The organism is Microcoleus sp. MON2_D5 (genome assembly GCF_036701905.1).
In the GTDB taxonomy this organism is placed as follows: domain Bacteria; phylum Cyanobacteriota; class Cyanobacteriia; order Cyanobacteriales; family Microcoleaceae; genus Microcoleus.
In genome coordinates this window covers 34766-49025 of sequence record NZ_JAUBRM010000037.1, presented here as the reverse complement: position 1 = coordinate 49025, position 14260 = coordinate 34766, and the positions used below count along the sequence as shown (strand labels likewise).

The window sequence follows — 14260 nt, the reverse complement described above, 5'->3', positions numbered from 1 at the left end:
AAAAAGAAATACACATAAATTAATAGTAACTCTGGGAGCCAGCAGCGGAAAACATCAAGGAGAACAGCCGACGATCGCCCGGACGATCGAGGGGCGGACGTTGGGAGAGTGCTAATTCCTACTGTTGGCTGACTCCCGCCGTGCAAGCCCACCGGGCGGCTTGCTGTGAGAGTCTGGCTATGGTGCGATCGAACAACGTCTCCTTAGCTAAGATTACAGCTAATACCACCAATATTCGATCGTGACCTACGAACCCCTGCACCACAAATATCGCCCTCAGACATTTGCCGAATTAGTCGGTCAAGAGGCGATCGCCCAAACCCTCACCAGCGCCATCCTACAAGAGCGCATAGCACCAGCATATCTATTCACCGGCCCCAGAGGCACCGGTAAAACCTCTAGTGCCAGAATTTTCGCCAAATCCCTTAACTGTATTTCTACGGTTGCCCCCACCCCCACACCCTGTGGCAAATGCAACGTTTGCCAAGAAATTGCCCGAGGTTCCACACTAGATGTCATCGAAATTGACGCCGCCAGCAACACCGGAGTAGATAACATTCGGGATTTGATCGAACGAGCTCAATTTGCTCCCGTACAATGCCGCTATAAAGTATATGTAATAGACGAGTGTTTGACGGGTGATTCTCAGGTAAAAACTAGCGAAGGTCTGATGCGGATCGACAATCCCAACATCCAAGGAAAACAAGTTCTCAGCTATAACGAAACTTCTGAAGTTTGGGAATTTAAAAAAGTTTTGAGGTGGTTAGACCGAGGGGAGAAACAAATACTGGTGATTAAAACCGCCAACCGAGAAATCAGATGTACGGGCAATCATCTAATCAGGACAGAACAGGGATGGATACGAGCAAAAGACGTAAAAGAAGGAGTGAAGATACTATCCCCTGTGAATGTGGGTGCGGCACCCTCATTCACAAAATTGGAACAGATTGACGCTTGCGGAGATTTGCCAGAGGACATCAATTTTACGGGAATACCTACGGACAAAAATCCTACGACTTTGCCTCTATTCTCGAACAGGCTCAAGCCATCCGACCTCTCTGTGCGTGTGGCTGTGGAGAACAACTCGAAATACCAGACTTTTTACAAAAAAAAGGCAAAGGGATTAAGAGCATTCAGTCTCATTGGCAGCGACATCCGTATAAAAAAGGACATGGACTTTGGGATGCAAGAACGGAAAAGTTCTTGGCAAATGCCGAAGTTTTGCAACCAGAAACACTCGGACTCATCTACGGAACATTGCTTGGAGACGGTTTTATCACCTACCCAAATAAATATAGCCGATTTCCAAGATTGGGCTGGACACACGGAGAAAAGCAGCGGGAATGGTTGGAATACAAAGCTTTTTGCCTTTCGACACTGCGACCAAAGTTACGAGTTACACCTAACCGAGGATACGGAAATATATCAGTCTGTTGCAACACAGTCTGCCATCCCCAACTTAGAGATGTCTTTGACGCTGTTAAACCCAACGGAAACGGAAAATACGTCACAATGGATTGGCTCGATCGCGTCACTCCAGAAGGACTTGCTTGGTGGTACATGGATGATGGCTCGCTCAGCATTTCCCCCGAAGGAAGTCCAAGTATCCAAATTCATACAGAAGGATATTCTAGGGCAGAAAATCAACTCCTTGCCAATTGGCTTACAGGTTTGGGATACCCAACAACAACTAAATTTTACAGAAGGTCTAACACCTGTAAAACCTACGACTACATACACATGGGTGCTGAAACCAGTAGAAAATGGGTATCAGACTTTAAAAAGTATTCAATCCCTTCAATGGATTACAAGTTTGGAGACAGTCGAATCTGTAAAAGTCGCTGGGGTCGAGAAAGTTTATGATATTGAAGTAGAAGACAACCACAATTTTGTCGCTAACGGTCTTCTGGTTCATAATTGCCATATGCTAAGCACCCAGGCATTCAACTCTCTACTCAAAACCCTAGAAGAACCGCCCGATCGCGTTGTATTCGTTCTCGCCACAACCGACCCACAAAGAGTATTACCAACTATTATTTCTCGTTGCCAAAAGTTCGACTTCCGCCGCATCCCCCTCGATGCAATGATTGCTCATTTGCACAAAATTGCCAAATTAGAAAACATCAATATTGCCAGCGCTGCAGTACAAATGGTTGCTCAAATCGCCCAAGGAGGTCTGCGAGATGCCGAAAGTTTGCTCGACCAACTAAGCTTATTTCAGGGTGAAGTAACAGTTGAAAAAGTTTGGGATTTAGTCGGTGCAGTCCCCGAGAATGACTTAATGGAGTTGCTGCAAGCTATTGATACAGATAACGCTACAGCATTAATAGACATGACCCGCCATCTCATGGATCGCGGTCGGGAACCGCTAATCGTGCTGCAAAGTCTCGCGAGCTTTTACCGAGATTTGCTAATAGCCAAAGCTGCCCCGAAACGGTCTGATTTAGTAGCTTTAACATCGGCAACTTGGGAAAAACTTTGCAATTTTGCCCGCAATTGGGATGCCGAGTTAATTTTAGCAGGTCAGAAACATTTGCAAACCCACGAAGTGCAAATTAAAAACACAACTCAGCCGCGTTTGTGGCTGGAAGTAACGCTGTTGGGATTGCGGCCCTCAGCAATTAGAACTCAGCAGCAACCAACAGCCGAACCAGCTAAAAATATTGCTCCATCACAAATTCACCCCCCCCAACCCCCCCTTGCTAAGGGGGGGAGTCAGATATCTAATATTGAACAATCTTCAGTTTCCAATTCGCAAAATCATCCACCTCAGTCGCAGCCTGTGACTAATCGAACAGAAAGTCCACCTCCTGCAGCGATTCCCGCACCTGTACCAACTCCTGAAACGAATCAAACAAATTATTCACCGACTAATTCAGCCGATGAAATCGATTTAAATCGAGTGTGGGAACAGGTACTTGAGCGCGTGCGGCCGCATGGAACTCAATCGCTGCTTCGCCAACATGGACAGCTAGTAATTTTCAGCAATAATACTGCTCATGTTAAGATTAGTTCGCAGCCGTTGCTCAATATGGTTAAAGACAAAGTAGCTAATATTGAAGAAGCTTTTTTGCAAATTTTTAACCGTCGAGTAACAGTAAAAGTGGGCTTGACAAATCCCGCTGAAACTAATAGTTCCCGCGCCAAGGATTTGCCTAGTTCTAACGGACGTGTTGGCGAAAATCCCAGGAATTCTCATCCTGTGAGTGATGCGGGCCAACAGGTGCAGAAGTCGGCGGATTCTGAGATTACAGATGATTTTTTGGGGAATGGTGGAGAAGAACAAAAGCACCCGCCTGCGCCTGAAAATACCGCCGTTAATGTGCCGGCAATTTCCGAATCGCGATCGCCCACAAACGGTTCTACAGACTCTCAAAATGACTTTAACGCTCAGGCTATAGCGGTGCGTTATGACGCTCAATATGTCGCGAATACGGCTAGGCAATTGGCTGATATGTTTGACGGGGAAGTAGTCGATTTGTCGGATGACTTGGAGATTTGGGAGTCGGAAACTTTTAGATTGGAATCTGAACCGGATTTTCCCGAGTTATCTTCTGAGTTAGGTGAGGATGATTTTATAGATTGGTAAGTATAGCAATCCTTGCAGGAGTCGTAAATTTTTTACCCCACCCCAACCCTCCCCGAACCCGCGGGGAGGGAGTAAGAAATCACAAATGATGCGAGGATTGCTATAGATCACTAAAAAAAACCGAGAAACCCGGTTTTTGTAGTAGGGGCGGTGCTAAGAGTGGCCGCCCTTCCAGGTTTCTTAATACCCTAAAAGTTTTAGGTTTAATTAGAGTCACCTAGTGATTGTGAATATCTACTTTTAAGCTGACTCTGGCTTGGGCAGCGAAGACGGAAGTACCAACAACTCAGCCGTCGATCGCTTCTCGACCATTTCCTTAGTAATCGTACACCGGGCAACATCCTTGCGCGACGGCAACTCGTACATCACATCCAACATCAATTCTTCGACAATTCCCCGCAGCGCCCGCGCTCCAGTTTTGCGGCGGTATGCTTCCTGGGCGATCGCCCGAATCGCCTCTGGCTTAAAGTCCAACTGCACATTATCCATCTTCAGCAGCTTTTGATACTGCTTAACCAAAGCATTTCGGGGCTCCGTCAAAATCGCCATCAGCGTTTCCTCATCCAGCGGTTCCAACACCGCCGCCACCGGCACCCGCCCGATAAACTCAGGAATCATCCCAAACTTCACCAAATCCTCGGGTTCCAGTTGCTTGAGTACATCAGCAGCCCGCTTTTCCTTCGGCTGAGCTTCTCCGGGCTGAATAAAACCCATTGACTTTTTGCCAGTTCTCTGCTCTATCACTTTTTCCAGACCGACAAAAGCACCGCCGCAGATAAACATGATATTGCTAGTATCAATTTGGATGCAGTCTTGGTAGGGATGCTTGCGCCCGCCTTGGGGAGGTACGTTCGCGATCGTCCCCTCCAGCATTTTCAGCAGCGCCTGCTGCACGCCTTCACCCGACACATCCCGCGTAATCGAAGGATTTTCGCTCTTGCGGGCAATTTTGTCAATTTCATCAATATAAATAATTCCGCGCTGCGCCTCTTCCACGTCCATATCTGCCACTTGCAGCAGCCGCAGCAAAATATTTTCCACATCTTCCCCGACATAGCCTGCTTCCGTCAGCGTCGTCGCGTCAGCCACCGCAAACGGTACGTCCAGCATATCCGCCAACGTCTGAGCCAGCAGAGTTTTTCCGCAGCCCGTCGGCCCGATTAACAAAATATTCGATTTTTGCAGTTCTACTTCTTCCGGCGGGTGCTTGCCGCTATTTTTGGCATGGATAAAGCTCAGGCGCTTATAGTGGTTGTAAACTGCCACCGAGAGCACCTTTTTCGCCTCATCTTGCCCGATCGCGTTTTCGTCGAGGTAATTTTTAATTTCCCTCGGCTTCGGAATTTGGCTCATCAACATACTTTTGCCCGAGGTAGCGCGGCGCTTTTGCGTCGTTTCCTGCTTCGGGGGCACCGCCGTTGCAGGCACTGCACTCGAATCAAACAACTCCTCATCTAAAATTTCATTGCACAAGTCTACGCATTCGTCGCAGATATACACCCCGGGCCCTGCGATCAACTTGCGTACTTGCTCTTGAGACTTGCCACAAAACGAACATTTTAGATGGGAGTCGTACTTAGACATAACAGCCTCTTAATTCAGTGCAGTGACATTCTCTCCCGCCGCCGGAAGGTTTTCTTTAGCGATAACTCGATCGACCAAACCGTAATTTTTGGCTTCCTCGGCTGACATAAAAAAGTCGCGCTCTGTATCAGCCTCTAATTTCTCGATCGGTTGACCCGTGTGGTGCGCTAGCAGTTGATTCAGCTTACGCTTATGATAAAGGATTTCTTTGGCTTGAATCTCAATATCAACTGCTTGACCTTGAGCGCCTCCAAGCGGCTGGTGGATCATAATCCGGGAACTCGGAAGAGACATCCGCTTACCGTGGGCTCCTGCTGTCAGCAGAAATGCGCCCATACTGGCTGCCAAACCGTAACAAATCGTCACCACATCCGGGCGGATTTGCTGCATTGTGTCATAAATTGCCATGCCGGCCGTCACCGAGCCGCCGGGGGAATTTATGTACATTTGGACATCTTTTTCTGGGTCTTCGGCATCTAGATACAATAGCTGAGCCACTATTGAGTCAGCAACTTCGTCGGTTACGGGAGTTCCTAAAAACACAATTCGCTCCCGCAGCAAGCGCGAGTAAATGTCAAAGGCCCGCTCGCCCATCCCCGACTGTTCTAGTACCATCGGCACTACATTGCTGGGGCTGGAACTGACATCAAAATCGTTATAGCTTGTAATTAGGTAATTGGAAGATTGAGATACAACCATAAGACACCAGTCAAGGATTCTAGACAATTTGCTGCTGCTGATGAAAGCTTTAAATTAAGCCGCCAGCTTTTAACTATTATGCCTCTTCTGAACGGATATCGGGGGGATGGGGAGTTTTGAGTTTTGAAAGTGCTTTCTGCGCTGGGCGCAACGCTGGAGTGACTCGCAAGGCTCGCGGGGTGAATGAGTTAAAATACTTACTGGTAAATCATCGCTGCTTCTAGTGGACACCGCGAGCTTTTAGTAAGGATCGGGCGCACCCGGAGCTTGTAGTTAAGGATCTAGGTGCGCCGTTAAAATCACGGTTGATTTCATGTCCCCAATTAGGACATTTGAACACAGGGAAATACCTAACACTAACCTTGCGGTGAGCGTGTAGGCTTCGTGTCTCATTTGCCGTTGCTCTGTTGGGGATATCCATTGCTGAATATTCGTCACTCAAGACGATCCAAGTCTTACACAGCATCTCTGGCTTTGCAGCCTTTATCCCTTCGTAGGGAACCCACGCAGAAACCCTGTTTCCCAAGGCAAAAAACTATTCCGTATGACAAACTTGGATTGTATTTCACATGTTTGACGTATCCCAATCACCAGCGGTCTGTCTTTTCCCCCTTTCTCTCGCAGTTATCCTTGGTAAGCATACTACTGCTACTGTGACCTGTTGTTTGCAGCCGAGTGGGTGGGTCGCAACCACTTATATCTTACCATCTTTTTGTGAAAAATCAGGAAATTTTTGATTATTTCATAGACCTTGCTTCACTTATATCCCAACGCTGAATTGAGTACCATTACAGCGTTGGGATATAAGCCAATTGAGTTAAGTTCTATTCTTCGCCTACGACTTCCACTTCGACGCTCGTGGCTGCTTCTGCTGAATCTTCAGCGTCTGATTCTTCTGATTCTGCAGCTGCAGGAGTCAGAGAGCCTTCAGGTACGAGTTCGATTGTCCCTTTTTCTTCCAACCATTTCAGGGTTTTTTGTTTTAGCAAGTCTTCTGCTACAAATTCCTGCAACCTTTGGGGGTCAAAATCTCCTTTGGGAAACTGCTTTCTGATTTTGGCTACTTCGGCTGCTACTTCTGCTGGTTCAACAGATAAGGATTCCAGCTTGGCTATTTCTGCCAGAGCTAAATTCTGCTTGAGGCGCTCGATTGCTTCCGGGCGCGAGCGTTCCCGCATCGGGCCCATATTTTCTTCCGTAAACAGTTGGTTGATATCTATGCCGTAATTTTTCAATTGGACGGCTTGTTGATTCAACAAATAATCGATTTCGCGATCGACCATTGTTTCGGGAATTTCCACTTCTATTAGCTGCACGAGGGCTGCTGATATAGCTTTTTCCTTATTTGCTGATGTCTTGTTTTCTTGGTCTGCTTTAAACCTAGTTTCGAGCGATTCGCGCAGTTCTGCTAAAGTTTCAAACTCACTGACTTCTTGGGCGAAGTCGTCGTCCAACTCCGGCAATTCTTTTTCCTTAAGTTCTTTGAGAGTAATCGTAAAGACTGCCGGTTTTCCTGCTAGTTCTTCACTGCTATACTCATCTGGGAACTGCACGGAAACTTCTCTAGTTTCTCCTGGATTCATCCCGATCATGCCTTGGATAAAGCCCGGTACAAACTGATTTTCCGATAATTCTACTTGGAAGTCTTCTGCTTGACCGCCGGGAATTTCTGCGGGAGTTTCGCCTTCAGGTGCTTCGGCAAATCTACCGGAGAAATCAACCAAAGCCATGTCTCCCAACTGAGCCGGCCGGCCTTCTACGGGGATTAAAGCAGCTTTGTCCGATCGATATTTTGCCAGAACCTCATCTACCTGAGCCTCATCATACTTAGCTTCTTCTGCTTGAAGCTGCAAACCTGTGTACTGACCCATTTTCACTTCTGGTTGTACATCAACCTTTGCCGAAAAAATCAGAGGCTGTTCTGGATCGAACTTAGCTAGTAATTCTTCAAACTCGGTGCGAAGTTCAAAACTGCCAATTGCGGCAATTTTTTCTTGTTCGAGGGCTTTTTGCAGGGAATCATTAATCAAATTTTCCAACGCCGTCGCCTTCAAGCGAGTCTGGCCTAGGCGCTGTAGCAAAACTTGACGGGGAACTTTGCCTTTGCGGAACCCAGGAATATTAACCTCGCGAGCAAATTGTTTAATTACTTGCTCGTAAGCTTGTTTTGACTTTTCTGACGGTACTTCGATTTCCAGACCAATTTGGCTAGCTGGAAGTTTTTCCTGGGTTACTTTCATCGGCTTTTTTGATATTTAACAATAGTGTATTGACACTCCCTGACCTAAAGGACAGGGATTCTTAATTCAGCGACTGACCTTAAAATGTTGCGTCCTTTCGGCAATACTCAAACTTTTTAACCGTAGAAATCCTACCAATTAACGAGCCTGATTCGCAGTCATCCCAGAGGGTCTATCTCCAAAAGCGTACTAGGATATTTACCTAGAGTTCGGGTATGCCCTACCCTACTTAACAAGACTAAATAGTTGGTTTCTCTGGTTAAAGGAACTGTGTTAAGCCCCTAGCTGTTTATAGAGTTTTCGCCGCTCTTTGTCCCCCGGTTTACGCCTAAAAGTGTGTCGTTAACTGTTTTTATGCACTATGGCGCAGGAGTTTAACCTTGACTACTGTAGTCTACTAGAAATTTCCTGACTTTTAGGAAGGGATTTAAGAAATTAAAGCCGTCCTAGAAGGACAGGGTTTTAGACCCAATTTCCTTGATAAAATACATACAAATCTGACTTTGCCTGCATTTTAATTTTGTACGCTTTGACTCGTAACGGCACAACTACAACACCTTTACCGGATGAGACTGTAAGTCATTTCCGGCTACTTTTTTGGCTCTTGCCAAATAGTTTTGGTTTGAGGATACTAGCTTTTGCTGCTAGGAATGTGGAGGTTAAGTCCACTAATTGCCGATGCACCATAGCACATATCGCCCTGTGATGTCAATCTTGCCGGCCTCTGCGGCCAGTCAAAGTCAATGGATGCGCCTGCGAAAATGCAGATATATCGCAAAACTTAACCGGATGCGGATTGGGCGTGGGCGATTGGCAAAAGATGCTAAACTGGCATTGGGTGCGATCGCACGGATCGATCGGGAAGTTCGATCGCCCTTTTCGCTTAACTGCACCATTGCTATCCTCTCATGCTCCTGATGTCGCATAACATTAATTAAGTTTGATATTGAGAATTGCAGTTATTTAAATTTTTGATTTCGATCGTTTAGACTTTATTTTGTGGAGGAAACTAATTTGTCTCAATCCTATCGAGTTGCCATTTTAGGAGCTACCGGCGCAGTCGGTGCCGAGTTGCTAGAACTATTGCACAGCCGGAGTTTTCCGATTTCTAACTTGAAGCTGCTGGCTTCGGAACGTTCAGCAGGCACAACTTTGCCTTTAGGCGGTGAGATGCTGCCGGTCGAAGCAGTTTCGGCGCGATCTTTTGATAATGTAGATCTGGTGCTCGCCTCTGCCGGCGGCTCTACTTCTAAGTTATGGGCTCCGCAAGCGGTGGCAGCCGGGGCAGTGGTAATTGACAATTCTAGCGCTTTCCGCATGGATGCGACCGTACCGCTAGTGGTTCCAGAAGTCAATCCCCAAGCGGCTGCAGCTCACCGAGGTATAATTGCTAATCCCAACTGCACGACTATTTTGATGGCAGTTGCCGTTTGGCCACTTCACAAAGTTAGGCCGATACAGCGCATCGTTGTAGCGACTTACCAGTCTGCCAGCGGGGCGGGGGCAAGGGCAATGGAGGAAATGAAAGCTCAAGCAAGAGCAATTTTGCAGGGGGAAACGCCCAAAACAGATATATTTCCCTACCCATTAGCATTTAATTTGTTTCCGCACAACACCCCGATTAATGATTTGGGGTATTGTGAAGAAGAGATGAAAATGGTAAACGAAACTCGGAAGATATTTGGTACGGACGAGATTAAAATTACGGCAACTTGTGTGCGGGTTCCCGTACTGCGGGCTCATTCGGAAGCGATTAATCTAGAGTTTGCAGAGCCTTTTAGCGCGATCGAGGCCAGGGAAATCTTAAAGCAGGCAAGCGGGGTTAAGCTGGTAGAAGACTGGCAAGCTAATTATTTCCCGATGCCAGCAGAAGCTAGCGGTAAGGATGAGGTGTTAGTTGGCAGGATTCGTCAAGATATTTCTCACCCCTGCGGGTTGGAAATGTGGCTCTCTGGCGATCAAATCCGCAAAGGGGCGGCTTTAAATGCGGTGCAGATAGCTGAGTTGCTGGTAGAAAAAAATTTGTTGCGAACCCAAGTGGCCGCGGCTTCTAATTAGCGGAAATTCTGGCAATTGGGAAATTGAAATTGGGGATTTTAGATAAACCTTTCATCTGAAATCTAAAATTTAAAATCAAAAATCAACAGTCTAAAATCGGAGAAAGTGTGGTAAAGTTTGGACGGGTTCTGACTGCAATGATTACGCCGTTTAAGGAAGACGGCAGCGTGAACTATGCGGTAGCAGAACAATTGGCAGTTCATTTAGCCGATCGCGGTACAGATAGCTTGGTAGTATGCGGCACTACTGGCGAGTCTCCCACTATGACCTGGGATGAAGAGTACGAATTATTTCAGGTGGTACAAAAGGCGGTGGCCGGTAAGGCGTTGGTAATCGCAGGAGCCGGATCGAATTCTACTTCAGAAGCAGTCGCAGCTACCCAAAAAGCAGCTAAACTCGGGTTAGACGGCTGTTTGCAGGTGGTTCCTTATTACAACAAACCCCCGCAAGAAGGTTTATATAATCATTTCCGGGCGATCGCGCAATCTGCTCCAGAATTGCCTATAATGTTATATAACATCCCCGGTCGCACAGGTCAGAATATGTTGCCGGAGACGGTGGCTCGATTGGCAGAAATCCCCAACATTGTGGCCGTAAAAGAAGCAAGTGGCAACTTGGATCAAGCAAGTCAAATTCGGTGCTTGACATCCCCTGAATTTGCCATCTATTCTGGAGATGATTCCCTAACTTTGCCAATGTTGGCGGTAGGAGGATCTGGTGTAGTTAGCGTAGCCAGCCATCTGGTAGGAGAGCAACTGCAACAGATGATCGAAGCTTTCGAGGCCGGTCAAGTTCAAGTCGCTACCCAGATTCACTTGCAACTTTTTGACCTGTTTAAAGCTCTTTTTCTCACCACAAATCCCATTCCCGTCAAGACAGCTCTCAAACTTCAAGGCTGGGATGTAGGCTCCACCCGTCCGCCACTGTGCGATCCGCCCGTTGAGGTAACTCAAAAGTTAAAGGACGTACTGAATCAGCTAGCCGCAGTATCAGCTAGCAAGACGAGCGAGAACGAGTTTTCAGACAACTGAATATTGGTTGTTATCAGTCATTAGTTCTTAGTCATCAGTCATTAGTAATTAAGTGTTAGTAAGTAGCTAACAGTCAAGGATTAAAGACTGAAGATAGAAGAATGAAGGCCTAAGACAACTGACTGTACGGGATAGTAAAACCCGCCCGGGAGTTTTCCATAAATATTTGGAAAAATATCGCCCTACCAACGAACAGTAGACGAAAGACGACAGACGACAGACCACAGACCACAGACCAATAACAAAAATAACTAACAAAGGATACGCATGATCAACAAAAATACAACTGCATCTGCTCTAAAAGTTATTCCCCTCGGCGGGCTGCACGAAATCGGTAAAAACACTTGTGTGTTCGAGTACGGCGACGAAATCATTCTTTTAGATGCCGGTTTAGCGTTCCCTACAGATGGAATGCACGGGGTAAATATTGTCCTCCCAGACATGACTTACCTGCGGGAGAACAGCCACAAAATTAAAGGTATGATCGTGACTCACGGTCACGAAGACCACATAGGCGGCATCCCTTATCACCTCAAACAATTTGAAATTCCGGTCATCTACGGCCCCCGTTTGGCGATGGCTTTGCTAGCGGGAAAAATCGAAGAAGCCGGAGTGTCTCACCGCACTGAATTGAGAACGGTTCGACCGAGGGATACTGTCAGAATTGGCAAGAATTTCTTAGTCGAATACATTCGCAACACTCACTCGATGGCCGACAGTTTTACTGTGGCAATTCACACTCCCGTGGGAATTGTGATCCACACGGGAGACTTTAAAATTGACCACACTCCTGTAGACGGCGAGCATTTTGATTTGCAAAAGCTGGCCGAGTACGGCGAGAAAGGCGTGCTGTGCTTGATCAGCGATTCTACTAACTCGGAAGTTCCCGGTTTTACCGCTTCGGAAAGTTCTGTGGCGCCCAATTTAGATAGAATTATCGCTCAAGCACCGGGACGAGTGATGCTGACGACTTTTGCTTCGTCGGTACACCGATTGCAAATTGTTTTGGACTTGGCTAAGAAAAACAATCGGTATGTCGGAGTGGTTGGCCGATCGATGCTTAACGTCATCGCTCACTGCCGCAATCTCGGCTACATCAAATGCGAAGATAGTATTTTCAAACCGCTCAAAGAAATCCGCAATTTGGCTGAAGACAAGGTACTGATTTTAACTACAGGTTCCCAAGGCGAACCGATGGCGGCGATGACTCGCATTGCTAACGGCGAACATCACGAACTGAAAATCAGAAAGGGCGATACAGTCATTTTCTCAGCTAATCCGATTCCGGGAAATACGATCGCAGTGGTAAACACGATCGATAAACTGATGATGCTGGGAGCACACGTGGTTTACGGCCGCGACAAAGGCATTCACGTTTCGGGTCACGGTTGTCAAGAAGACCAAAAGTTAATGATTAACATGACTCGTCCCAAGTTCTTCTTGCCAGTGCACGGGGAACACCGGATGCTGATCCAGCACTCCAAGACGGCTCAAAGCATGGGCATTCCCGCTAGCAATATGGTGATTATTGACAACGGCGATGTCGTAGAGTTGACCGAAAATTCAATCCGAGTCGCTGGTCAAGTGCCTTCAGGAATTGAATTAGTAGATTCTTCTCGATCGGGCGTTGTCAAAGCGAGCGTCCTCAAGGAACGTCAGCAGTTGGCCGGAGATGGCGTTGTAACTGTAGCGGCGGCTTTGAATTGGGAAGGCAAATTAGTTGCTAAGCCGGAAGTACACTTGAAAGGTGTGGTGACATCAGCCGATCGCGCGGAGGTGATCAAATTAATCACTCAAACCATTGAAACAGTTTTGAGCGATCGCTGGTCAGAATTTGTCAAACCCGCCACTGCTGACTCGCAAGTTGACATTGACTGGGTAGGAGTGCAAACCCAAATAGAAAAAGCAATTCAGCGGGTAATGCGCCGCGAACTGCAAAGCAATCCTATGCTGGTATTCCTGATGCAAATTCCTGAAGAAGCAGTGCGATCTGAAAAGGCAGCAGTATCTCCAGGTTCCTTGGAAGCACCTAAGCTATTATCCTCGCCTTCATCGCCCTCCCCATCATCGCCATCATCCCCATCCTTGCCATCTCCTGCCAATCAGGTGACGGGCCGACGCCGTCCCCGGACTGCTGCAAGGGCAGCTTCTTAGGGCGATAATTCTCCGACGCACTGCGAACCAAGAAAGGAGTTTTAGGTTTTGTAGTTGCGCTTGGGTACCCAAGCGCAACTACAAACCTAGATTTGATTTCATAAGTACCTGCACCTCAAAAAATGTCAGTATAGATTGACGTAACTCCTGATATGAATTCCGGTTGTATTGGAATAATTAAACCGCAGAGGGCGCAGAGGATACAGAGAAAGGGAAGAGAGAGATGAATCATTCCGATGCCAACGGATTTGATATGAGATCTATCTTGCTAAGACATTTAAACTTGTCAAGATTGAAGAGTTGCGACTCGATGTATTTTAGGAAGCAGTCTTAGAGAAAGCCCTCAATCGCTACAAGTTTTTGGAATGCCCACAGGAAAAAGCCGGTGGATTTTGGTGTTTTTGGGATTATTTTTAATGCTGTGTTTGGGCACGGTTTACTCTGCGAGTCTCTTTCCCAAACCTTTTAAGCGGAATGGAAACATGATGACAGCTACTTACCAAATCCGGGATTTGTAGGATTTTCTCGGTTAGGGAAGGAGTAGTTTTTAAACCGTAAATAAACGCAAGTGAACGCAGATAGATTTAAATAACTATCTGCGTTCACTTGCGTTTATTTTAAAATTAATCAGCCACCAGCAACAGCAGGAACAATGCTGACTTCATCGCCATCTTGGAGGGCTGTTTTTGAGCCATCTAAAAAGCGGATGTCTTCGCTGTTGACGTAGAAGTTGAGAAATCTCCGGGGTTCTCCCTTTTCGTCGCACAGGCTTTTTTTGATGCCGGGACAATTTGTTTCCAGCGATTCAATTAGTTCGGAAATGTTATCGCCGGCGCATTCGATGGTGGCTTGATTGTTGGTAAATTTTTGCAGGGGAGTGGGAATTAAAACTTTGACGGTCATTT

Annotated in this window: 11 protein-coding genes; 5 read left to right on the top strand and 6 right to left on the bottom strand. The window is 46.8% G+C overall.

Translation table 11 applies throughout. From position 1 onward, the window contains the following. Positions 1-118: 118 nt before the first annotated feature. Positions 119-262, bottom strand: a complete 144-nt coding sequence (locus QUA47_RS15395) for a hypothetical protein (RefSeq protein WP_333431366.1) — start codon at positions 260-262, stop codon at positions 119-121. On the opposite strand from QUA47_RS15395, the gene dnaX reads away from it, so the two are divergent. Continuing rightward, positions 242-3589 (top strand): DNA polymerase III subunit gamma/tau, encoded by a 3348-nt coding sequence (dnaX, locus tag QUA47_RS15390; RefSeq protein ID WP_333431365.1) that lies wholly within the window; start codon positions 242-244, stop codon positions 3587-3589. The two genes, QUA47_RS15395 and dnaX, sit on opposite strands and share 21 nt — an antisense overlap. 240 nt (positions 3590-3829) lie before the next feature. Here the strand turns inward: dnaX and clpX are convergent, their stop codons facing one another. The 4 genes from clpX to QUA47_RS15370 all read right to left on the bottom strand — a co-directional run bounded on the left by clpX (position 3830) and on the right by QUA47_RS15370 (position 9008). Next, the gene (clpX, locus tag QUA47_RS15385; RefSeq protein WP_333431364.1) at positions 3830-5173 is read right to left on the bottom strand and encodes an ATP-dependent protease ATP-binding subunit ClpX; all 1344 of its coding nucleotides are present in this window, start codon (positions 5171-5173) and stop codon (positions 3830-3832) included. A 9-nt stretch (positions 5174-5182) separates the two neighbouring features. Next, entirely contained in the window at positions 5183-5872 is a 690-nt protein-coding gene (gene clpP / locus QUA47_RS15380) for an ATP-dependent Clp endopeptidase proteolytic subunit ClpP (RefSeq protein WP_015179195.1), read from the bottom strand. A gap of 824 nt (positions 5873-6696) precedes the next feature. Continuing rightward, positions 6697-8112: a trigger factor gene (gene tig, locus QUA47_RS15375; protein ID WP_333431363.1), complete on the bottom strand. Its 1416-nt coding sequence runs from the start codon at positions 8110-8112 to the stop codon at positions 6697-6699. Between the two features lie 740 nt (positions 8113-8852). Continuing rightward, positions 8853-9008, bottom strand: coding sequence for a hypothetical protein (locus tag QUA47_RS15370; RefSeq protein WP_190660536.1), 156 nt, complete (start codon positions 9006-9008; stop codon positions 8853-8855). Positions 9009-9126: 118 nt separating this feature from the next. On the opposite strand from QUA47_RS15370, the gene QUA47_RS15365 reads away from it, so the two are divergent. The 4 genes from QUA47_RS15365 (at position 9127) to QUA47_RS15350 (ending at position 13873) form a co-directional block, all read left to right on the top strand. Continuing rightward, positions 9127-10170, top strand: coding sequence for an aspartate-semialdehyde dehydrogenase (locus QUA47_RS15365; RefSeq protein WP_333431362.1), 1044 nt, complete (start codon positions 9127-9129; stop codon positions 10168-10170). Between the two features lie 107 nt (positions 10171-10277). Beyond that, positions 10278-11201, top strand: coding sequence for a 4-hydroxy-tetrahydrodipicolinate synthase (gene dapA, locus QUA47_RS15360; RefSeq protein ID WP_333431361.1), 924 nt, complete (start codon positions 10278-10280; stop codon positions 11199-11201). A gap of 267 nt (positions 11202-11468) precedes the next feature. Further along, entirely contained in the window at positions 11469-13355 is a 1887-nt protein-coding gene (locus tag QUA47_RS15355) for a ribonuclease J (protein WP_333216612.1), read from the top strand. Positions 13356-13720: 365 nt separating this feature from the next. Further along, positions 13721-13873, top strand: a complete 153-nt coding sequence (locus QUA47_RS15350) for a hypothetical protein (protein ID WP_333287121.1) — start codon at positions 13721-13723, stop codon at positions 13871-13873. A gap of 109 nt (positions 13874-13982) precedes the next feature. On the opposite strand, the gene QUA47_RS15345 is transcribed toward QUA47_RS15350, so the two are convergent. After that, positions 13983-14258, bottom strand: a complete 276-nt coding sequence (locus tag QUA47_RS15345) for a MoaD/ThiS family protein (protein ID WP_006632924.1) — start codon at positions 14256-14258, stop codon at positions 13983-13985. Between the last annotated feature and the right edge of the window lie 2 nt (positions 14259-14260).